Annotated in this window: 19 protein-coding genes; 10 read left to right on the top strand and 9 right to left on the bottom strand. The window is 65.4% G+C overall.

Translation table 11 applies throughout. The features are described 5' to 3' along the window. Nucleotides 1–9: 9 nt before the first annotated feature. From A9974_RS02205 to mdlC, 7 genes are all read right to left on the bottom strand, one after another. On the bottom strand, nt 10–480 hold the full coding sequence (locus tag A9974_RS02205) for a carboxymuconolactone decarboxylase family protein (RefSeq protein WP_183002515.1): 471 nt from the start codon (nt 478–480) through the stop codon (nt 10–12). 34 nt (nt 481–514) lie between these two features. Beyond that, nucleotides 515–1,723, bottom strand: a complete 1,209-nt coding sequence (locus tag A9974_RS02210; protein ID WP_183002516.1) for a lyase family protein — start codon at nt 1,721–1,723, stop codon at nt 515–517. Continuing rightward, nucleotides 1,720–2,649 (bottom strand): ketopantoate reductase family protein, encoded by a 930-nt coding sequence (locus tag A9974_RS02215; protein ID WP_183002517.1) that lies wholly within the window; start codon nt 2,647–2,649, stop codon nt 1,720–1,722. Before A9974_RS02215 ends, A9974_RS02210 begins: the two co-directional genes overlap by 4 nt. Continuing rightward, complete coding sequence (locus tag A9974_RS02220; RefSeq protein WP_183002518.1) at nt 2,646–4,037, bottom strand: aromatic acid/H+ symport family MFS transporter; 1,392 nt, start codon at nt 4,035–4,037, stop codon at nt 2,646–2,648. The genes A9974_RS02215 and A9974_RS02220 overlap by 4 nt, the downstream gene beginning before the upstream one ends. 113 nt (nt 4,038–4,150) lie before the next feature. After that, nucleotides 4,151–5,341, bottom strand: a complete 1,191-nt coding sequence (locus A9974_RS02225) for a 4-hydroxybenzoate 3-monooxygenase (RefSeq protein ID WP_183002519.1) — start codon at nt 5,339–5,341, stop codon at nt 4,151–4,153. A 22-nt stretch (nt 5,342–5,363) separates the two neighbouring features. Further along, nucleotides 5,364–6,812 carry an aldehyde dehydrogenase gene (locus A9974_RS02230; protein ID WP_183002520.1) on the bottom strand — a complete coding sequence of 483 codons (1,449 nt, stop codon included), beginning with the start codon at nt 6,810–6,812 and terminating at the stop codon, nt 5,364–5,366. Nucleotides 6,813–6,877: 65 nt separating this feature from the next. Beyond that, entirely contained in the window at nt 6,878–8,503 is a 1,626-nt protein-coding gene (gene mdlC / locus A9974_RS02235; RefSeq protein WP_183002521.1) for a benzoylformate decarboxylase, read from the bottom strand. A 125-nt stretch (nt 8,504–8,628) separates the two neighbouring features. On the opposite strand from mdlC, the gene A9974_RS02240 reads away from it, so the two are divergent. Next, a complete protein-coding gene (locus tag A9974_RS02240) occupies nt 8,629–9,543 on the top strand; it encodes a LysR family transcriptional regulator (RefSeq protein WP_183002522.1) in 915 nt (304 codons plus the stop codon). A gap of 18 nt (nt 9,544–9,561) precedes the next feature. On the opposite strand, the gene mnmE is transcribed toward A9974_RS02240, so the two are convergent. Then, entirely contained in the window at nt 9,562–10,914 is a 1,353-nt protein-coding gene (gene mnmE / locus A9974_RS02245) for a tRNA uridine-5-carboxymethylaminomethyl(34) synthesis GTPase MnmE (RefSeq protein WP_183002523.1), read from the bottom strand. A 115-nt stretch (nt 10,915–11,029) separates the two neighbouring features. Between mnmE and A9974_RS02250 the strand changes: the two genes are divergently transcribed. The 9 genes from A9974_RS02250 to A9974_RS02290 all read left to right on the top strand — a co-directional run bounded on the left by A9974_RS02250 (nt 11,030) and on the right by A9974_RS02290 (nt 20,342). Beyond that, nucleotides 11,030–12,616, top strand: coding sequence for an ABC transporter substrate-binding protein (locus A9974_RS02250; protein WP_183002524.1), 1,587 nt, complete (start codon nt 11,030–11,032; stop codon nt 12,614–12,616). Between the two features lie 22 nt (nt 12,617–12,638). Next, the gene (locus A9974_RS02255) at nt 12,639–13,613 is read left to right on the top strand and encodes an ABC transporter permease (protein ID WP_183002525.1); all 975 of its coding nucleotides are present in this window, start codon (nt 12,639–12,641) and stop codon (nt 13,611–13,613) included. Continuing rightward, nucleotides 13,610–14,530: an ABC transporter permease gene (locus A9974_RS02260; protein WP_183002526.1), complete on the top strand. Its 921-nt coding sequence runs from the start codon at nt 13,610–13,612 to the stop codon at nt 14,528–14,530. The genes A9974_RS02255 and A9974_RS02260 overlap by 4 nt, the downstream gene beginning before the upstream one ends. Before the next feature lie 11 nt (nt 14,531–14,541). Next, on the top strand, nt 14,542–15,552 hold the full coding sequence (locus A9974_RS02265) for an ABC transporter ATP-binding protein (RefSeq protein ID WP_183002527.1): 1,011 nt from the start codon (nt 14,542–14,544) through the stop codon (nt 15,550–15,552). Beyond that, entirely contained in the window at nt 15,549–16,571 is a 1,023-nt protein-coding gene (locus A9974_RS02270; protein WP_183002528.1) for an ABC transporter ATP-binding protein, read from the top strand. The genes A9974_RS02265 and A9974_RS02270 overlap by 4 nt, the downstream gene beginning before the upstream one ends. Nucleotides 16,572–16,691: 120 nt before the next feature. Further along, nucleotides 16,692–17,894 carry a M20 aminoacylase family protein gene (locus A9974_RS02275; protein WP_183002529.1) on the top strand — a complete coding sequence of 401 codons (1,203 nt, stop codon included), beginning with the start codon at nt 16,692–16,694 and terminating at the stop codon, nt 17,892–17,894. A gap of 240 nt (nt 17,895–18,134) precedes the next feature. Next, complete coding sequence (locus A9974_RS02280) at nt 18,135–19,043, top strand: TauD/TfdA family dioxygenase (protein WP_183002530.1); 909 nt, start codon at nt 18,135–18,137, stop codon at nt 19,041–19,043. A 39-nt stretch (nt 19,044–19,082) separates the two neighbouring features. After that, a complete protein-coding gene (locus A9974_RS02285) occupies nt 19,083–19,244 on the top strand; it encodes a hypothetical protein (RefSeq protein ID WP_183002531.1) in 162 nt (53 codons plus the stop codon). Between the two features lie 171 nt (nt 19,245–19,415). Beyond that, nucleotides 19,416–20,342: a PLP-dependent cysteine synthase family protein gene (locus tag A9974_RS02290; RefSeq protein ID WP_183002532.1), complete on the top strand. Its 927-nt coding sequence runs from the start codon at nt 19,416–19,418 to the stop codon at nt 20,340–20,342. A gap of 254 nt (nt 20,343–20,596) precedes the next feature. On the opposite strand, the gene A9974_RS02295 is transcribed toward A9974_RS02290, so the two are convergent. Beyond that, nucleotides 20,597–22,042 carry a catalase gene (locus A9974_RS02295; RefSeq protein WP_183002533.1) on the bottom strand — a complete coding sequence of 482 codons (1,446 nt, stop codon included), beginning with the start codon at nt 22,040–22,042 and terminating at the stop codon, nt 20,597–20,599. Nucleotides 22,043–22,089 lie beyond the last annotated feature (47 nt).

Raw genomic sequence — 22,089 nt, forward strand, 5'->3', positions numbered from 1 at the left:
GAAGGGAGTTCATCCCCGCGATGGGCGCGCAGCGCCGGCGGGGCCATCGATCAAGCTTCTCTCGCGCAACAAGGCCGCGACCAGACCGAATGCGTGATTGGCTACCGGCACGCCGCAATATATGGCCGCCATCAAGATGATCTCCTTAACGTCATCGGGCGAAAGGCGGGATGCTTCGGGGCCGTCCAACGCCGCGCGCACGTGCAGCATGAATTCGTCATAGGCGTGGGTGCCCAGCATCATTGCCAACACCAGGTAGCGCCGTGTCTTGTCACCCAGGGCGGGACGGCCCCAGATGTCGTTCCAGGCATGGCGCGTGATCAGGTCCTGGAAATCGGCCGTGAACGCATTGCGTGAGGCCTTTGACCGATCTACCCAGGCGTCACCGAGAATGCGACGCCGGTTGCGTTCACCGGCTTGATATGCGGCGCTTTCGGCGCCGGAGATGTGGGCAGAATCTGACAATGGTTTCGGGTTCATAGCGGGTGTCCTGTGGATAAGTGCCGGATGACAGTCAGCCTGCATCGACACTGTCGAATTCACGCCGCAGTTTTTCGGCCTGGCGTCGCGTGGTGGTGGCGATGTCATCCGCCAATTCGGCGCGGAACCATTGGCCGGCCACATCGGAGGGCACCGCATCGGCCAGCCGCTGGATGTTCTGGCGCATGCGGGCGGTGTCGACGACCAGCCCTTCCAGCGCATCGGCCATGGCGGCCAGACTGCCGTGCACAGTCATGACCAGCTCTGGCCATGCGGCCTGCTCGGCCTGCCATAGCCCCAACGCGCGCTCGTTTTCCTGCTGCATGGCGGCCAACAGGCTGGCGACCTGCTGGGGGGCGCGCGTCGCCGCCGAGATCGCGGTCAGGCAGGACACGGGATTGCGCTTGTGCGGCATGGCGGACGAGCCGCCACGGCCGGGCGCCGACGGCTCGAAGACCTCGCCGAGTTCGAACTGTCCCGCCAGTGACACGTCGCGGCCGATCTTGCCGAGGCTGCCGGCCAAGACGCCCAGCTCGCAGCCCAGGCTGACCCAGGCGTCGCGCTGGGTGTGCCAGGAAATGTCCGGGTTACGCAGACCCAGCGAACGCGCCATGCTTGCGGCGACCGCCGGACCTTTGCCGCCCATCTGCGCCAAGGCGCCGACAGCGCCCCCAAGCTGCAGTTGCAGGGCTTGCCCGGCCGTGTCGTGCATGCGCAAATGCGCGCGCACCAATGGCGCGATCCAGCCCAGGCATTTGAAGCCGAAGCTGGTAACTGACGCGGGCTGCATCAGCGTGCGCGCCAGCACGGGATCCCGCGCATGCTTGTGGGCCAGTGCCAGGCCGGCGTAGACCGCCCGGCGCAGGTCCGCGGCGACCAGCGCCAGCGCATCGCGGGTCACCAACGCAAGCGCGGTGTCGGCGATATCCTGGCTGGTGCTGGCCGTATGCGTGAACGCGGAGGCGGTTTCGCTCTGCGCGTGCACGGCCCGCTTCAATGCCTGTATCAGCGGAATCACAACGCTGCCGGCGCCGGCCTCATGGGCAAGGATTGCAGCCACGTCGTAGCGGTCGACATCGCAATGCGCGGCGATGATTCGGGCGGCATCGGCGGGAATCAGGCCATGTTCGGCCTGGGCCGCCGCCAACGCGGATTCCACGCGCAGCATGGCGGCCAGTACCCGGCGGTCGGAAAAGCACTCGCGACAAGACGGATGCGACAGAAAGGATTCGAACAATGTCATGCATCTTCCGCCTTGCGCGCCTGGATCAGCCGCACCAGTCCCAGTAGCATTTCGGTATGCGGTACCGCTATTCCTGCCCGGTGTGCACGGGCCACCACTTCGCCGTTGATGGATTCGATCTCGGTCTGGCGGCCTGCGAGCACATCCTGCAGCATGGATGGCTTGTGCGTCTTGTGTTTGGCCAGCGCATCGGCGACGCTTGCCATGCAATGCGCTGTGTCGGCGTTGACGCCGGCTGACTGCGCGGTTGCGATGACTTCGGCCACCACCGCCCGCGCCAATGCCGGGCCGTCGGGGATCGCGTTCAATTGCCCCACCGTGCAGCCGGTGACGGCGCAAAGGCTGTTCAAGGCGGCATTGAACGCCACCTTCTCCCAGATGGCGGCCCAGGCCTGCGGGTCGACCTCGCATCGCAAGCCTGCCAGATTCAGTATCTCTGCCACCCGCGCCGCAGCTTTCTGCTGCTGTATTTCGACCGGCATGATGCGAACCAGGCCCTTTCCGTGCGAATGCACCTGGCCGGGGCCGACAAGATCGGCGGGCCAGGTGGTCATTCCGATCAGGATGCGGTTCTGCCGCACATGGCGGCTGACGGCCTCGATGTTGCCTAGTCCATTCTGCAGGGTCAGCACCAGGGTCTCAGGCGAGAGCAGCCTGCGTACGCCCGCCAGCGCCGCTTCCGTGTGCAAGGTCTTGGTGAACACGATCAGCAGATCGGGAGACTTGTCGGCCTGCTCGGGGCGAATGGCCGTCAACTGCCTGATCCTGCGGTCGCCGCTGTCGGTGTGCACGCCCAGGCCATGTTCGCGGATGGCGTTCAGATGCGCGTCGTTGATGTCCAGCAGGATGACGTCCTGACCTGCTTCGGCCAACAGGCCGCCGAATAACGAGCCCATGGCGCCGGCACCGAGAATCGCGATGTTCATGCGTGCTCCTTTTGTGCAGGAATGTGCCGCCGCACCAGCAGCAAGGCGATCAGTGCGACCACCATGACGGAACCCAGCAGCGTCAGATAGCCCTGGGCGCCCCCGCGGGTAATGACCGTCGCACCCACGAACGCGCTCAGGATCGCGCCCAAGCGGCCAAAAGCCAGCGCGGATGCCGTGCCCGTCGCCCGCACACTGGTGGGATAAATGAAGGCGCACAGCGCGTACATGGTGGACTGCACGGCATTGACGAACAGGCCATGCACGCCGAAGCCGAAAATCAGCAGGCTGCTGCTTTGCGTCGCCTCGACCCGCAGCATGGCGAATGCGCTGAAGGCCGCCCCCAGGCAGCAGATAGCCAGCGGCCAGAGCGAACCCCAACGCGTCATGGCGACCGCGCATGCCAACGCGCCGATGACGCCGCCCAGGTTGTAGGCGGTCAGGCCCGAGCCGGCGATTCCCAGCGGCAAGCCTTCGGATGCCAGCATGGTCGGCAACCAGCTGAATGCGCTGTAGACGGCCGTCAGGCACATGAAGAATGCGACCCAGATGGCGATGGTGTCGCGTCCGAAGCCGGCGGCGAACAGGGCGCGGAAACCGTTTTGTTTTTCGCTGGCTTGCTCGCGCACATCGGTATAGCGCACGCCATCGGTCATGGGACGTCCCATTCTGCCCAGCAGCCTGGTCAACTCGTCCCAGCGGCGCGGATGACGCGACAGATAGCGAGGTGATTCGGGCAACACGATCAGCAGCAGAATGCCCAAGGCGATGGCCAGCGCGCCGCCCATGAAGAACAGCGCGCGCCAGCCATACGCGGGCAGCACCTGGCCGGCGAAAAGACCCGCCAGCATGCCGCCCAAGGGTACGCAGACAATTGTGGCGGTCACGGCCAGCGTGCGCCGGCGCGCCGGCGTGAATTCGGCGGTCATCGTGGTGGAACTCGGCAATGCCCCCCCGATGCCGAGCCCCGCGATGAACCGCAGCACGGCAACAGTCATTGCGTCCGGCGCCAGTCCGATCGCGCAAGTCGCGGTGCCGAACACCAGCACGCTGCATATCACCGCCATCCTCCGGCCGAAACGATCGGCGAACAAGCCCGCGAAGGCGCTGCCGATGCCCATGCCGATCAATCCCGCGGCGACAGCGGGGGCGAACGCTTCGCGCGTGATGCCCCATTCCTTGATCATCATCGGGATGGCAAAGCCGATGAGCTGGCCGTCAAAGCCGTCCATCACGATCGACAAGGCAGCAAGCAGCACGACGAACTTCTGCATGCTTGTGTAGGGGCCGTCGTCGAGCATTTTGCCGATATCGGCGGTGCCCGCGGCCGGACGTTCTGGCGCAACGGGATCGCCTTGCACGGATGCGCCGAAGGGCGGGACCGCCATGGCTTGCTCTGCCGATGGGAGGGAAGAAGGTGATGTCATTGTTGTCTCCGGTCGCGGGCGCTCTACTTTGCTGCGGGCCCTGCGACGATGTGCTGCGGTGGAAAATAACGGCGCTAGTTCACGGGAAAATCCATGGGCAGGCCAACGTAGTTTTCAGCCAATACGGTACGCGCGGACCGGGATCTGGCCAGATAATCCAGTTCCGCGTATTGCAGTCGTTTCTGGAATTCGCCGGCGCCTGGCGCGGCATGCAGCAAGGACGTCATCCACCACGAAAAGCGTTGCGCCCGCCATACCCGGGCCAGCGCCGTGGCACTGTAGCCGTCGAGCAGGGTGCGGGTGTTGTCCTTGTATAGCTGCACGAAGGCGCGCGCCAGGATGCTGACGTCCGATATTGCAAGATTCAGGCCCTTGGCGCCCGTGGGGGGAACGATGTGCGCCGAATCTCCCGCCAGATACAAGCGCCCGGACTGCATCGAATCGATCACGAAGCTGCGCATGCCCACGACTGTCTTGCTGAAGATCTCGCCCTCCTTCGGCGCCCAGCCATCGTGGGTGCGCAGGCGGGTGCGCAGTTCGCCCCAGATGCGGTCGTCGGACCAGTTATCAGTCTTGTCGTGGGGATCACATTGCAGGTACATCCGTTGCACCTGCGGCGAACGTGTGCTGACCAATGCGAAGCCGTTGCCGCCGTGCGCGTAGATGAGCTCGTCGGAGGATGGCGGCGCATGGCACAGGATGCCAAGCCATGCATAGGGATAGACGTGTTCGTGGAACGTCGGGTGGCTTGCCAGCACGGCGGGCCGGCAAACACCCTGGGAACCGTCGCATCCCGCGATGAAATCGGCGTGGATGACTTGCGCGTTGCCGTCGCGGTCGCGGTATCGCACGTGAGGCGTGCCCGAGTCGATATCGTGCACGCTTACACCCGAGACGTTGAAGCGGATATCGCCGCCTGTGCTCAACCGTGCGGCCACCAGGTCCTTCAACACCTCGTGCTGGGGATACACCATGACGGTCTTGCCGCCGGTGAGGCCGGCAAAGTCGATCCGATGGTCACGGCCGTCATAGCGCAGCACGGTGCCGGCATGCCGCAGTCCTTCGCGCTGCATGCGTTCGCCAACGCCGATTTCCGTCAGGAGATCGATGGTTCCTTGTTCGAGCACACCTGCTCTGATCGTGGCTTCCACGGCATCGCGCGCGCGTGTCTCCAGCACGATGGATTCGATGTCATGCTGATGCAGCATGTGCGACAGGGTCAGGCCTGCGGGGCCTGCGCCGATGATCACCACCTGAGTTTGCATTGCGTTGTCTCGGTAAGCGGAATTAGAAGGGATAGCCGCGCGGCGTGGTCTGCACCGAGATCCAGCGCAGGTCGGTGAAGGCGTCGATGCCCGCCTGGCCCCCGAAGTGGCCGATGCCGCTGTGCTTGAGGCCGCCAAACGGCATCTGGGGCTCGTCATGCACGGTCGGCGCATTGACATGGCAGATACCCGACTCGATCCGCTTGGCGACTTCGATCGCACGCCCCACGTCGCGGCCGAATACCGCCGCGGAAAGACCGTATTCGTTGTCATTGGCGCAGGCGATGGCCGCTTCGATGCCGTCGACCCGGACGATTCCCTTGACCGGTCCGAAGGCTTCCTCGTGATAGATGCGCATGTCGGCCGTGACGTGGTCCAACAAGGTTGCGGGCATCAGGGTGCTGTCGGCCTTGCCGCCCGCGACCAGTTTGGCGCCTCGCTGCAGCGCGTCGTCGATCAGCGCGTTGCAGCGCTGCACCGTGCTCATGTCCACGACGGAACCCAGCACGACGTCGCCCTCGCGCGGATCGCCCAGCGACAAGGACGCCGCACGCGCCGCCAGCCGCGCGACGAAGGCGTCGGCGATGCGCGTGTCGACGATCACGCGCTCGGTCGACATGCAGATCTGCCCGCTGTTGGCGAACGCGCCGAACACTGCCGCGTTGACCGCCGCGTCCAGGTCGGCGTCATCCAGCACGATGAAAGGCGCCTTGCCGCCCAGTTCCAGCACCACGGGCTTGAGGTATCGGGCGCAAGTGGCGGCTATGCGTTTACCGACCTGGGTCGAGCCGGTGAAATTGACCCGGCGCACGGCGGGATGCGCGACCATGGCTTGCACCACCGTGGCGGCATCAGCCGGCGCGTGCGTGATGAAGTTCACGACTCCCCTGGGCAGGCCGGCCTCGTGCAGCGCATCGATGACCAGTCCCTGGGTAGCAGGGCAGGTTTCGCTACCCTTGAGCACCACCGTATTGCCGCAGGCCAGCGGCGTGGCGATCGCACGCACCGCCAGGATGACGGGCGCATTCCAGGGGGCGATGCCCAGCACCACGCCCGCAGGCTGGCGCAGGGCCATGGCAAGGCTGCCCGGCACGTCCGAGGCGATGACCTCGCCGCTGATCCGGGTGGTCAGCGATGCGGCTTCGAGCAGCGTGTTGACGCCCAATTGCACGTTGAAGGCGGACCAGCCCGCGGATGCGCCCGTTTCCGCGGCCATCGCCGCTGCCAGGTCAGCGGACTTGGCGGCCAGTGTTTGCGCGGCCTTGAGCAGCAGCGCGCGGCGTTCGCCCGGACCGGTCCTGGACCAGGTCTTGAATGCCTCGGCTGCGGCGTCGACAGCCGCGATGGCATCCTCGGGGCTTGCCGCGGGGACGCGGGAGGCGATGCTGCCGTCGAGCGGATTGCGGCGTTCGAAATGGGCGCCGTTGGCCGTTTGCGACTTTTCGCCGTTGATCAGCATGAATACTTGCATGGGGTTGTCTCCTTTTTTGATGGCGGGCGTGCCTCGATGGGGCGCCCTTGTTCTGGCGGTACGTGTCAGACCACGGGCACCTCGATCAGCACAGGTTCGCCGCCGGCCAACGCTTCGGTCAACGCGCCGCGCAATCGAGCCGGATCGTCGATGCGCATGCCCTTGCATCCCATCCCCGCGGCCAGGGCCGGAAAGTCCAGGCCTGGCAGTTCCGTGCCCTCGACCACGTCGCCGGTCGAGAAGCCGAACACCGGTGCAAAGTCCTGCAGGGCCGCGTAGCGGCCGTTGTTGAGAATTAGAAAGGTGATGGGCAGGTTGTGCTGCCGGGCCGACCAGAGCGCCTGCAGCGAGTACATGCTGGAGCCGTCTCCGATCAGCGCGACCACCCGTTTTCCCGGTTTGCCCAACGCGACGCCTACCGCCGCCGGCATGCCGTAGCCCAGGCCGCCGCTATCCATGGTGTAGAACGTTTCCGGCCGGACGTGCGGCAAGTGCGTCTGCATGACGGGGCGAGCGCTGGGCGCCTCTTCCACAACAATGTCGTCGGGGCCGCGCACGTCGGCCAGGGTTTGAAGCACGAACGCCGTGGTCATGGGCGTGGCCGGCGCCACCGCTGGCCTGGAAGGCCGTGGCGCCGGCAAAGGCCGGGGCGCGGGGGCTGGCCTGGCCAGCAGGTCGCGCAAGCTCAAGCGCAGGCTACCCACGGCGGTGGTGCCTACCGGGGTCCAGGCCGCGGTGTCGGGGTCTTCGGTCAGCTGGCACAATGCCGCGCCTTCGGGAATATGCGGACCCGCGCCTTCTACGTGGTAAGCAAACGCGGGCGCGCCGGCGACCAGAATGACATCGTGGCCCGCCAGCAGGCTGACGATCTTTTCACGCATGGCGGGCAGAAAGCCCGCGAACAGGCGATGGTCCTCGGGAAAGCTGCAACGCCCCGACATCGGGGCCGCCCAGACGCGGGCGTTGTGGGTCTGCGCCAGCGCCACGATGTCGTCCCAGGCGTCGTCGCGATCCACGGCCGCGCCGACGACGATGGCCGGGCGCTCGCTCGCATCGAGCATGGCGCCTATCTTGTCCAGGACCGATGGCTGGGCTCGAATCGCGTCGCTGACCAGCCGTGGCGCCACCGGCTCCGCCGGCTGATCCCAGTCGTCCACCGGCACCGATACCAGCACCGGCCCGCGCGGGGGCATCATGGCGATGTAGTACGCGCGAGCGATGGCCAGCGGCACGTCCTGCGCTCGGGCAGGCTCGATGCTCCATTTCACGTAGGGCCTGGGCAGTTCGGTGGCCTGGCTGGAGCACAGGAACGGCTCGAACGGCAGAATGGCGCGAGCCTGTTGGCCCGCCACGATGACGAGCGGCGTGCGGTTCTTGTGCGCGGTGAATATATTGCCCATGGCGTTGCCCACCCCTGCCGCCGAGTGCAGATTCACCAGCGCCGCATTGCGGGTGGCCTGGGCGTAGCCATCGGCCATGCCGACCACCGTGGCTTCCTGCAGACCCAGCACATAACGGAATTGCGCCGGAAAATCGCGAAACATCGGTAGTTCGGTCGAGCCGGGGTTGGCGAACACCGAGGTCAGGTTGAACCGGCGCATCAGATCGAAGACGACGTCGCGCACCGTGAAGGTCACTGCATCGGCGTCGCAAGCCGTGGGCGTGGTCTGGGGATCAAGGGTTTCGATCATGGTTTTCGGAAGGGGACGGTCGGCTGGCGAGCCGGCATGGGCTGAAAGGGAAGACGGGGGTTAGTGTCTCGGCGCGCGCCATTCTTGAGAATTGATATATCTGCAAAAAGTCATTACGCTTTGGTATGACTTTCGATCTTCAGCATCTCGCGGCATTCAATGCCATCGCGTCGGCCGGAAGCCTGGGCCGGGCCGCGGACCAGCTCAACGTGACGCAGCCCGCGCTGAGCCGCATCGTGCGGCGCCTGGAAGAACAGGTCGGCGCGCCGCTATTCGAGCGTCACTCCAAAGGCATGCAGCTGACCGATATCGGACTGGCCTTGCTTCCGCACGCGCGGTTGCTGCAACGCGAGGCCCAGGCCGCGAAAGAAGAAATCCACGCCATGCTGGGCCTGGCCAAGGGCACCATCCGCGTTGGTGCGGTGGGCAGCATTGCCTGCCTGCTGCTGCCGCTTGCCATCGACCGCGCCTGCCGGAAGTGGCCGAACCTGCGGGTGGAGGTGATCGAAGGCGTGTGGGACCGCCTGGCCGGGGCGCTGATATCGCGCGAGATCGATCTGGCGCTGGGCGTGCTGGGCGAAGACAGCGACGACATCGTGGCCGTGCCCGATTGCCGCTGGGAAGACGTCAGCCATGTTGTGGCTGGCGTGAACCACCCGCTGCGCACGCGTGGCGCGCTGACGCTGGCCGACACGCTGGATCACAAATGGGCCATCCTGCCCAAGGGCACCGGGCCCTTCAATCACATGACGAGGGTCTTCTCCGGCCATGGGCTGCCGTTGCCGAATGTCGTGGTCGAAACACGCTCGATCACGGTACTCAAGAGTCTGATCGCGCACTCGGACTTTCTGGGGTGGATGCCCGAGCCGATGTTCGACGCGGAACGGCGTGCCGGCTTGATCGGCAGACTGGATATCCCCGGCACCGCCGACACGCGCACGCTTACGGCGTTTCGGCGCAGCCAGGGTTTGCTGCCCGGGCCGGCGGTGAAGCTGCTGGACGAACTGCGGGTGCTGACGGCCAGGCCGTTGCAGGAATAGCCGGCAGGGCTTTGCGCGCTACTTCCCGATGCAGAAACTCGAGAAGATCTCCCCTAGCAGATCATCGCTGGTGAACTTGCCGGTGATGCTCGACAGGCTGTCATGCGCCAGCCGCAATTCCTCGGCGAACAGGTCCAGCACGCGATCATCCTGTTCCGCGTGTTCCGCGGCCAGCTCCAGGTGTTCGGCGGCGTCCTGCAGCGCGTGCAGGTGACGTTCGCGGGCCAGCCAGGGGGATTCGGCGCCGGGGTTCCAGCCGGCGATCTGCAGCAGCTCGGCCCGCAACGCGTCCAGGCCGGCGCCGCGTTTGGCGGAGATGCCGAGTTCGCCGGGGCCGGCGGTAAAGGCCGTCGATAACAGGTCGACCTTGTTGAAAACCTTCAGGACCGGCGTGCGCGGCGGCAGGCGCGCGGTGATCTGCGCGTCGAGCTCGTCGCCGGGGGCGGTGGCGTCCTGCAGGTGCAGGATGACGTCGGCGCGTTCGATTTCCTGCCACGTGCGGGCGATGCCAATGCTTTCGACGGTGTCGTCCGTTTCGCGCAGGCCGGCGGTGTCGACGATGTGCAGCGGCACGCCGTCGATATGGATCTGCTGCACCACTTTGTCGCGCGTGGTGCCGGCAATGGGCGTGACGATGGCGATGTCGTCACCGGCCAGGGCGTTGAGCAGGCTGGACTTGCCGACGTTGGGCTGGCCCGCCAGCACGACGTGCAGGCCTTCGCGCAGGATGACGCCCTGGCGCGCCTGGGCAATGAGGCGGTTCAGGTCTGCCGCCAGCTTTTCCAGCGTGGGACGGGCTTGGTATTTCTCAAGGAAGTCGATTTCCTCTTCGGGAAAATCGAGCGTGGCTTCGACCAGCATACGCAGGTGGATGATGCGGTCGGACAGGTCATTGACATGCGCCGAGAATTCACCGGACAGCGACGCCATGGCGCCGCGCGCGGCGGCTACCGAGGAGGCTTCGATCAGATCGGCGACGGCTTCGGCCTGGGCCAGATCCATGCGGTCGTTCAGGAATGCGCGACGCGTGAACTCTCCGGGTTCGGCCAGTCTGGCGCCCAGGTCGCGGCCCGCGGCCAGGCAGCTTTCCAGCACGCGGCGCAGCACGGCCGGGCCACCGTGGCCCTGCAGTTCCAGCACGTCTTCACCGGTATAGGAATGCGGTGCGCGAAAGTACAGCGCGATGCCTTCATCCAGCAATTCGCCGTCCAGGGATTTGAACGGCAGGTAGTGCGCGTGGCGCGGTGTGAGGTCGCGCTGGAACAGGCGGCGCACCAATTCGGACAGGTCCGCACCAGAAACGCGCACGACGCCGATGCCGCCTCTTCCTGGGGCAGTTGCAATGGCGGCGATGGGGGCGTGGACAGACATATCAGGGACAAGGCTATGCGAGAACAATAGGGGAATATAACTGTTGCGCGGCGGCTTGTTTGCTGGTTAATGTGGCCCCGAGGTTCAAAACCCATAACAACTCTGGGAGATCACGATGGCATCTCGGTTTTCACGTGTGTTGGCCTGTGGTTCGGCCGCGGTAATGCTGGCCTTCGGCACCTTCAGTTCAGCGCTGGCGCGCGACCTGGTTATCGCCCTGAAAACCGAACCGTCGTCGATGGATCCGCAGTACCACGCGCTGACGCCGAACACGCAGATCTCCCAGACCATCTTCGATACGCTGGTCGCCACCGATGCGCAGCTCAAGCCCGAACCGGCGTTGGCCGAATCGTGGACGGTGGATGGCAAGGTGTGGACGTTCAAGCTGCGTCCCGGCGTGAAGTTCTCCGACGGATCGCCCTTCACCGCCGAAGACGTGGTGTTCACGTATGACCGCGTGCCGAAGGTGCCGAACAGCCCGTCGCCGTTCACGCTGTACCTGGGCTCGGTCGCCAAGACCGAAGCGGTGGACCCGATGACGTTGCGCATCACCACCAAAGAGGTTGCCCCCAATCTGCTGGTGAACCTGGCGCAGTTGCCGATCATGTCCAAGAAGGCCGCGTCCGGCCCCGCGGCCGAAGGCAAGACGACCACGGAATTGAACAGCGGCGACGGCCTGGTGGGCACCGGCCCGTACAAGTTCGTGTCGTGGAAGCGCGGCGCGGAATTCGTGCTGGCGCGCAATGAAAACTACTGGGGCAAGAAGCCGACCTGGGACAAGGTGATCTACCGCCCGATCAGCAACGCCGCTGCGCGCGTGGCGGCGCTGCTGGCCGGTGACGTCGACATGATCGAGGATCCCCCGACCGATGATCTGCCCAAGCTGAAGGGCGACAAGAAGCTGTACGTCGAAGAGACGCCGTCGGTGCGTGTGGTGTACGTGGCGCTGGACCAGTACGCCGAGCCGTCGCCCGGCATTCAAGGGACCGACAAGAACCCGATGAAGGACAAGCGTGTGCGCGAGGCGCTGTCGCTGGCGATCAACCGCGACGCGCTGGTGGAACGCGTGATGGGGGGCGTGGCCCTGCCGGCCGGCAACCTGCTGCCCTACCCCATGTTCGGGTCGAGCAAGGAACATTCCAAGGCGCCCAAGGCCGATGTGGAAAAGGCCAAGGCGTTGTTGAAGGATGCCGGCTATCCCAATGGCTTCTCGATCACGCTGGGTTCGCCGTCGGGCCGCTACGTCAATGATTCCAAGGTGGCGCAGGCCATCGCGTCGATGTGGACTCGCATCGGCGTGAAGACCAGTGTGGACGCGATGGCGCCTCCGGTGTTCTTCAAGAACCGCGACAGCTATGCGTTCTCGGCGTATCTGGCGGGCTGGTCGGTGACCAGTGGCGAGATGTCCAACGCCCTGACATCGCTGCTGGTGACGCGCAACCCCGAGGCGGGCCTGGGCACCACCAACCGCAGCCGCTATTCGAACCCCAAGATGGACGAGCTGGTGAAGGAAGCCTCGTCCACCATGGATGACGCCAAGCGCGCCGAGCTGTTGTCCAAGGCCAGCAATATCGCCATGGACGACTTCGCGATGCTGCCGGTGCACTTCGAGCTGTCGGTCTGGGCCATGAAGAACGACATTCGCTACCAGGGCCGTCCCGACCAGGTCACGTTGGCGCAGTTCGCAACGCTGAAGAAGTGATGCGTGTAGCGGGCGGGTTCCAGTGCTAGCGACAATCGTACGAAGACTGCTGCAAACCATCGTCGTCATGCTGGTCATGTCGGCGTTGGTCTTCGCAGGCATCTACATGGTGGGCGATCCGGTATCGATGCTGGCCAGCCCGGAGGCCACCGAGGCGCAGCGCGCCGCCATCCGGGCGGCGCTGGGCCTGGATCTGCCGCTATGGCGGCAATACCTGATCTTCATGGGCCAGGCGGTGCGCGGCGATTTCGGCAATAGCTTCCTGACGGGCGAGCCCGCCATGCGCCTGATCCTGGAGCGCATGCCGGCCACCGTCGAACTGGCCTGTGTGGCCATGCTGCTGTCGGTGCTGATCGGCGTGCCGTTGGGCATCCTGGCCGGGCTCAAGCCCAAGGCGGCCGGGTCGCGCGCCATCATGACGGGGTCGGTGCTGGGTTTCTCGCTGCCCAACTTCTGGGTTGGCCTGATGCTGATCATGATATTCGCGGTGATGCTGGGCTGGGTGCCGGCGGGCGGCCGCGGCCAGACCGTCAGCATCGGTTCGCTGCAACTGAGCGTACTGACGTTGAACGGCTGGCTCAGCCTGGCGCTGCCGGCCGCGACCATTGCTTTCGCCAAATGCGCCATGATCATCCGCGTGACGCGCGCGGCCACGCGCGAGGCGCTGCCGATGGACTACATCAAGTTCGCACGCGCCAAGGGCCTGTCGGAAAAGCGCGTGCTGGGCGTGCACCTGCTCAAGAACATCCTGATTCCCGTGGTGACGGTGGCGGGCCTGGAGTTCGGCCAGGTGATGGCTTTCGCGGTAGTGACCGAGACCGTGTTTTCGTGGCCAGGCATGGGCAAGCTGCTGATCGATTCCATCATCAACCTGGATCGCCCGGTGGTGGTGGCGTATCTGCTGCTGATCGTGTTTTTCCTTGTGATGCTCAATCTTGTGGTGGACATCATCTACACGGTGCTGGACCCCCGCGTACGTCTGGATAACCGCCGATGAATACGCCCGCGACCGCCGCCGCACCGCCCGCCGCGGCCAAGGAACAAACGCCCTGGCGCCGCTTTGTCGGAGATTTCTTCGCCAGCAAGCTGGCCACATTTGGCCTGGTGATGCTGATCTTGATCGTGGGCGCGGCGTTGCTGGCGCCGTGGATCGCGCCGCAGAATCCCTACGATCTGGCGTCGCTCGACATCATGGATTCCAAGCTCAAGCCGGGCAGCGAAAGCGGCGATGGCGCCATGCGTTATTGGCTGGGCACCGACGGCCAGGCGCGTGACCTGCTATCGGCGATCCTGTACGGCATGCGCACCAGCCTGCTGGTGGCGACGGTGTCGGTACTGGCGGCCTTTGGCATCGGCGCGACGGTGGGGTTGATCGCGGCGTATTTCGGCGGCCGCATCGATGCCCTGCTGATGCGGGTTGTGGATATTCAGTTGTCGTTTCCGGCGATCCTGGTGGCGCTGATGCTGCTGGCGATTCTGGGCAAAGGTGTGGATAAGGTGATCATTGCGCTGATCGTGGTGCAGTGGGCCTATTTTGCGCGCGCGGCGCGTGGCGCGGCGCTGGTCGAGCGCGGCAAGGAATACGTCGAGGCGGCGCGCTGCATGTCGCTGTCGTGGGGGCGGGTGCTGTTCCGCCATGTGCTGCCCAACTGTATGCCGCCACTCATCGTGATCGCCACGATCGACCTGGCGCACGCGATCGCGTTGGAAGCGACACTGTCGTTCCTGGGCGTGGGCGTGCCGGTGACCGAGCCGTCGCTGGGCATGCTGATCTACAACGGCTTCGAGTATCTGTTGTCGGGCCAGTACTGGATTTCGTTCTTCCCCGGCATCGCATTGGCGCTGGCCATCATCGCCATCAATCTGGTGGGCGACCACTTGCGCGATGTGCTCAACCCGCGCCACGCGAATTGAGGGCGGACGCGATGCAGACCCAAGCGGTGGAAAAGTCGTCGGCGCCGTCCGGCCCCATTCTGGAAGTACAGGGCCTGAAGACGCACTTCTTCACGCGTAACGGCGTAGTGAAGGCGGTGGATGGGGTCGACCTGACGCTGGCCGAAGGCGAGATCCTGGGCCTGGTGGGGGAATCGGGATCGGGCAAGAGCATCACGGGCTTTTCGTTGATGGGGCTGCTCGACGAGCCGGGCCGTATCGTCGACGGACAACTGCGCCTGAACGGCGAGGACCTGCGCGGCGCATCGCCGGCGCGCTGGCGCCAACTGCGCGGGGAGGAGATCGCGATGATCTTCCAGGACCCGATGATGACGTTGAATCCGGTGCTGCGCGTTGATACGCAAATGATCGAGGCCGTGCAGGCGCATCACAAGGTCTCGCGCGAGCAGGCGCGCGACCGCGCGCTGCAGACATTGACGATGGTCGGCATTCCGTCGCCGCAGGAGCGATTGCGCGCGTATCCGCATCAGTTGTCCGGCGGTATGCGGCAACGGGTGGCGATCGCCATCGCGCTCTTGAATTCACCGCGGCTGATCATTGCCGACGAACCGACGACGGCGCTGGACGTGACGATACAGGGGCAGATCCTGTTCGAAGTGCAGAAGCTGTGCCGCGAGACCGGCACCGGCCTGATCTGGATCACGCACGATCTGGCCGTGGTGGCGGGCCTGGCGGATCGCGTGTCGGTGATGTACGCGGGCCGCGTGGTGGAAACGGGCAGCACGAGCGACGTGATCAGCCATCCCATGCATCCGTACACGCACGGATTGATCGCTTCGATTCCGACGCCGGAATCCCGTGGCCGGCCGCTGGTGCCGATTCCCGGCATGACGCCGTCGCTGCTCAACCTGCCGCAAGGCTGTGCGTTCCGCGGGCGCTGCCCGCGCGCCACCGACGCCTGTCTGGTCGAGCCGCAGCCTATGCAAGTCCGCCCGGCGCAGTGGGTGCGCTGCTGGCATGCTGGAGACCCCGACATCAAATGAGCGCAGCAGAACGCGGCGCGGGCGCCGCCCCCATCTTGTCCCTGCGCGGCGTGGAGTTGCGCTTCACGCAGCCCGTGGACCTGGCCGGACGCATCGCCAACCTGCTGGGGGCGGGCCTGAAGACCCAGGTGGTGCACGCCGTGGCCGGCGTGGACCTGGATGTGCAGCCGGGCGAGGTCATCGGCATCGTGGGCGAATCGGGTTGTGGCAAATCGACGCTGGGCCGCATCGTGTCCGGCATTCTCCCGCCCTCTTCCGGCGACGTGCACTACCAGGGCCAGGCCGTGAAGGCCATGACGGGACAGCAGCGGCGCGCCTACGAGCTGGGCGTGCAGATGATCTTCCAGGACCCGTACGCCTCGCTCAACCCGCGCATGCGCGTGCGCGAGATCATCGGCGAGGCGCCGGTGGCGCATGGGCTGATCCGCGCGCGCGACAAGGCCGAGTACGTGGCCGGACTGATGCGCCAGGTGGGACTGGACCCGAGCTTTGCGCAGCGCTATCCGCACCAGTTTTCGGGCGGCCAGCGCCAGCGTATCGGTATCGCGCGGGCGCTGGCGTTAAAGCCCTCGGTGATCGTCTGCGACGAGGCCGTGGCCGCGCTGGACGTGTCGATCCAGGCGCAGGTGCTGAATCTGTTCGAGCAGCTGCGCGACGACCTGGACCTGACCTATCTCTTCATCAGCCACAACCTGAGCGTGGTCAGCCATATTTCCGACCGCGTTGCCATCATGTACCTGGGCCGCGTGGTCGAGCTTGCGGCGACCGACACGGTGTTCCAGCGCGCCAACCATCCGTATACCCAGGCGCTGCTGAAAGAGTTGCCTACGTTGACGCCGGGGCGGCGCAGCTATCAGCCCATCAAGGGCGAGCTGCCGTCACCGCTGGATCCGCCAACAGGCTGCGCGTTCCATCCACGTTGTCCACAGGCGATGGCGCGCTGCAAGACCGAGCGGCCGTTGCTGCGCGAGATCGCGCCGGGGCAGTTCAGCGCCTGCCATCTGAACGACGCTGCCTAGGCCTAATCCGTAACAGCGCTGGACGCGGCGGGAGGCGAGCGCGAGAATTTCTGCGATATTGCGGTTATCGACATGCCGTCATTCCTTTTTTGAATTTTCACCTTCAGCTTATCCACAGCCATGAAAACCCTAGCCGAAATCGAACGCGCGCACGGCGAATTGACCGCCCTGCGCCGTGATATCCACGCCCATCCCGAGCTGGCCTTCCAGGAAACGCGCACGTCGAACCTGGTGGCCGAGCGCTTGCGCCAGTGGGGGCTGGAAGTCCACACCGGGCTGGGGAAAACTGGCGTGGTCGGCATATTGCGCGCCGGCAGTGGCGGCAAGACGGTGGGCCTGCGCGCGGACATGGATGCGCTGCCCATGCCCGAACACAACCGCTTCGCGCACAAATCCACCATCAGCGGCCGCATGCACGGCTGTGGCCACGATGGCCACACTGCGATGCTGCTGGGGGCGGCCCAGTACTTGTCCACGCACCGCAATTTCGACGGCACGGTGGTATTCATCTTCCAGCCGGCCGAAGAAGGCGGAAACGCCGGCGCGCGCGCGATGATGCAGGACGGCCTGTTCGACAAATTCCCGTGCGATGCCGTGTTCGGCATCCACAACATGCCCGGCATGCCGGTCAACCAGTTCGGTTTCCGCACCGGCCCCACCATGGCGTCCAGCAACCGCTGGGACATCGTCATCAAAGGCGTGGGCGGCCACGCCGCGCAACCGCATGCGTCGGTGGATCCGATCATCGTGGCGGCGGACATGGTGCATGCCTTGCAGACCGTGATTTCGCGCAGCAAGGATCCGCTTGAGCAGGCCGTGCTGTCGATCACGCAGATCCACGCGGGCGATGCCTACAACGTGATTCCTGGCGAGGCGGTGCTGCGCGGCACCGTGCGCACGTATTCGGTGGCGGTGCTGGATAAGATCGAAGCCGATATGCGCCGCATCGCCACAACGCTTCCGCAGGTGTACGGCGGCACGGGCGAGCTGGACTTCGTGCGCGCCTATCCGCCGCTGGTGAACTGGGAAAAGGAAACGGCGTTTGCCGCGCAGGTGGCCGAAGATGCCTTCGGCGCCGAGAACGTGGTGCGCGAGATGCCGCCCTTCATGGGCGCCGAGGATTTTTCCTTCTTCCTCGAAGCGTTGCCGGGTTCGTATCTGTTCCTGGGCAATGGCGACGGCGGCCATCGCATGGAAAGCTATCACGGCATGGGACCGTGCCAGCTGCACAATCCGAACTACGACTTCAACGACGCGCTGCTGCCGGTGGGCGCCACGTACTGGGTCAAGTTGGTCGAGGCCTTCTTGCCCGCGCAGAAGTGATTTCACGGCGCCAGCGCGGCGCCCTTCAGTCATAAGCGCTATGAGCTTATGCGCGCAGTGAATGAAGCCGCCCGTCTTCCCCGGACGGCTTTTCTATATGACGGGAAGCTTTGTTCAAACGCCGATATCTTCGTTTGAGATACAAGGCGTCGTTTCCATAATCGATCATTCCTGATCCGCCCTTGGGCGGATCGCAGAGCCAGCGCTTGCGGCGTACCGCAATGCGAACCGGAGCGATCGATGTCCCAGAGCAACGCCTTGCGGCGCGTTGAGGCCAGCCCCGCCGCCCCCCTCTCGCAGACATTCGAGCTGCGGCCCCTGGCTGGCCCGGTGGGCGCGGAGATCATCGGCCTGGACCTGTCCCGAGAATTGACGCCGGCGGATTTCTCGCGCGTGCATCAGGCGCACCTGGATCACCATCTGCTGGTATTCCGCGACCAGCGCATCACGCCGCAGCAGCACATCGATTTCAGCCGCCGTTTCGGCCGCCTGATGATTCACGTGCTGCACCAGTTCCATCTGGCCGGCCATCCCGAGATCCTGATCGTGTCCAACATCGTCGAAGACGGCAAGCCCGTCGGGTTGGGCGACGCCGGCAAGTACTGGCATTCGGACATCTCGTACAAGGAACTGCCCAGCCTGGGATCGCTGCTGCATGCGCAGGAATTGCCTGCCGAGGGCGGCGACACGCTGTTTGCCAACATGCATCTGGCCTACGACACGTTGCCGGTCGCATTGCGCGCGGCCGTTGAGGGAAAACGCGCCGTGCATTCGTACCTGGCCAAGTACGGCCAGCTGCAAAAGGAAGGCAACTGGCGCCCCAACCTGAGCGCGCAGCAAGTGGCGCAGGTGCAGGAGGTGGTGCACCCGGTGGTGCGCACCCATCCCGAGAACGGACGCCGCGCGTTGTTCGTCAGCGAAGGGTTCACCACCCGCATCGAAGGCCTGCCTGAAGACGAAAGCCGCCAGTTGCTGGACGAGCTGTTCGCGCACAGCGTCCGGCCGGAGCATCTGTACCGTCACCGCTGGCAGCCGCATGACCTGGTGTTCTGGGACAACCGCTCGCTGATCCACCTGGCCGGCGGCACGCCGGATCATCTGCGCCGCAAGCTGTACCGCACCACCATCGAAGGCGATGTGCCGGTCTGAGGACCGGCTGCCGCCCCCTACTTATCCACAAGGAACGCCATGCGTCTTTCTTCCGATCTGCGTGAACGCCTGGTCCGCACCGCTACCGGCGCGGGCCTGGCGTTGGCGCTTGGCCTCGTCGCCCTGGCTTCGCCGACCCCGGCGTTCGCCGCGCAATCCAGCCAGGCGCAAGATCCCGCGGTCCTGTCCGCGGCGCGATAAGCGGGTTATCCAGGCCGCGCGGGTCCTGTCCTGTGGATATCCCGTAGGGCGGGCATCCCTGTGTGAGCGCTTGGGCGAGCGGTCGCCCCGCCTCTCTACAATGAGTCCCTTGGATTGCCGCGAGGGCCCGTGTCTTTACCGGGCCAGGCGAGCCAGCGTTACGGGACAGACATGCTTGCGACCTCCTCCATCGATTTGATCGGCAACACCCCGCTGGTAACGCTGAGCCGTCTATACGACGGCCCCGGGCGCATCGTCGCCAAGGCGGAATTCCTGCAGCCTGGCGGCAGCGTGAAAGACCGCGCCGCGCGCGCGATCCTGTTGGCCGCCCGCGCGGACGGCCGGCTCCAGCCGGGGATGCCGGTCGTGGAGATGACCAGCGGCAACATGGGGGAGGGTCTGGCCGTGGCGTGTGCCGCGCTGGGGCATCCGCTGGTGGTCACGATGTCCGCCGGCAACAGCCCTGCCCGCGCCAGGATGCTGGAAGGCCTGGGTGCCGAAGTCGTCCTGATCGCGCAGGTGGACGGCGCGCCCGGACAGGTCACGGGCGCCGATGTCCGGGCGGCCGCGGACGCCGCGGTGCGGCTGGCGTACGAGCGTGGCGGTTTCTACGTCGACCAGTTCAACGCGGTCGAGTGCATCGCGGCGCACCAAACCGGCACCGGGCAGGAAATCCTGGACCAGCTCGGCAGCCCGCCGGACGGCTGGGTCGCGGCAGTCGGCACGGGCTGCACTTTCATGGGCGTGGCGCGCGCGTTGAAGGCGGCCAACCTCGCAACGGTCTGCGCGGCGGTCGAGCCGCTGGGCTGCGAAGTGCTGGCGGGGGCACCCGTCACGAAAGCCCGCCACCTGATCCAGGGCACCAGCTACGGCGCCATACCGCCCCACTGGGACGCTGGCCTGATGGACCTGAGCCTGGCGGTGACCGATGACGAGGCCGAGGACTGGCGGCACCGGCTGGCGGTGCGCGAGGGGCTGTACGTGGGATTTTCGGCCGCCGCCAATGTGTGCGCGGCGGTGAAGCTGCTGCGGTCCGGGCGGTTGCGGCCGGATGCGACGGTGGCCACGGTGTTGTGCGACACGGGCTTGAAATATTAGGTCTGGATGCCCGTCGGCACGCGGATTCTGGCCGATTGCGTCCCAAAGCTGTGGATATCCCTGTGAAAGTCTTGTGGATTGCCTGTGAATGGCCTGTGTATAAAAAAGAATAACTTTCCACCCCACCCTCTGGGGATAAGTCGCTGGAGAGGATTTCCGGAGCAATTCAGGGCAAAACGGCAAGAAAACGGGCGGCCCCAAGGCCGCCCGGCGGAGTTACGCGGTCCGGACCGCGTCGTATCGGTGCTTGCGCCCTAGAACTTCAGCCCCAACGCCTTGGCCACGCCTGCGGCGTAGGCCGGGTCGGCCTTCTTGAAGTGTTCAAGCTGGCGGCGCTGGATTTCCTCGGGCACGCCCGCCATGTGACGGCCGATGTTGCCGAACAGCAGTTCCTGCTGCGCCGGCGTCATCAGGCGGAACAAGGCGCCCGGCTGCGAGTAATAGTCGTCATCGACGCGGTGGTTCCAGCGCGCGGCGGCCTGGCCGTCCAGCGCCAGCGGCGGTTCGCCGGCCGACGGGGTTTCTTTCCATTCGCCCGCGCTGTTGGGCTCGTAGTTCAGCGTACCGCCGGCATTGCCGTCCACGCGCGAGGCGCCGTCGCGGTGGTAGCTGTGGAACGGGCAGCGCGGCGCGTTCACCGGGATCTGGTGGTGATTGATGCCCAGGCGGTAGCGGTGCGTATCGCCGTACGAGAACAGGCGGCCCTGCAGCATCTTGTCCGGCGAAAAGTCGATGCCGGGCACCACGTTGGCCGGCGTGAAGGCGGCCTGCTCGACTTCGGCGAAGTAGTTCTCGGGGTTCTTGTTCAGTTCCAGCACGCCCACGTCGATCAGCGGGTAGTCGCCATGCGGCCATACCTTGGTGAGGTCGAACGGGTTGATGTGATAGGTCTCGGCCTCGGCCTCGGGCATGATCTGCACCTTCAGCGTCCACTTGGGGAAGTTGCCCTGCTCGATGTTGTTGAACAGGTCACGCTGCGAGCTTTCGCGGTCGTGGGCGACCACTTGCGCCGCTTCCTCGTCGCTCAGACAGGCGATGCCCTGCTGCGACTTGAAGTGGAATTTCACATAGAAGCGTTCGCCATTGGCGTTGACGAAGCTGAAGGTGTGCGAGCCGAAGCCGTGCTGCTGGCGCAGGTTGGCGGGAATGCCGCGGTCGCTCATCAGGATGGTGACCTGGTGCAGCGATTCGGGGCTGAGCGACCAGAAGTCCCAGGCGGCGGTGGCGCTGCGCAGGTTGGTCTTGGGGTCGCGCTTCTGGGTGTGGATAAAGTCGGGGAACTTGAGCGGATCGCGGATGAAGAACACCGGCGTGTTGTTGCCCACCAGGTCCCAGTTGCCTTCGTCGGTGTAGAACTTGATGGCGAAGCCGCGCACGTCGCGCTCGGCGTCGGCCGCGCCGCGTTCGCCGGCCACGGTCGAGAAGCGCAGGAACAGCGGGGTCTGCTTGCCGACTTTGGAGAAGATGCTGGCGCGGGTGTAGCGCGAGATGTCGTGGGTGATGGTCAAGGTGCCGTAGGCGCCCGAGCCCTTGGCGTGCACGACGCGCTCGGGGATGCGTTCACGGTCGAAATGGGCGAGCTTTTCAATCAGCCAGAAGTCCTGCAACAGCGCGGGGCCGCGAGGGCCCGCGGTCATCGTGTTGTTGTTGTCGGCCACCGGGGCGCCAGAGGCGGTGGTCAGATGCTTCTTGTCGGTCATGGCACACTCCCTACGAAATTCCTGGAATGCGCGGCGCCTGGGCCGGC

Origin of the sequence: Achromobacter sp. UMC71, from assembly GCF_014170305.1 — a bacterium.
Classification (GTDB): Bacteria; Pseudomonadota; Gammaproteobacteria; order Burkholderiales; family Burkholderiaceae_B; genus Achromobacter.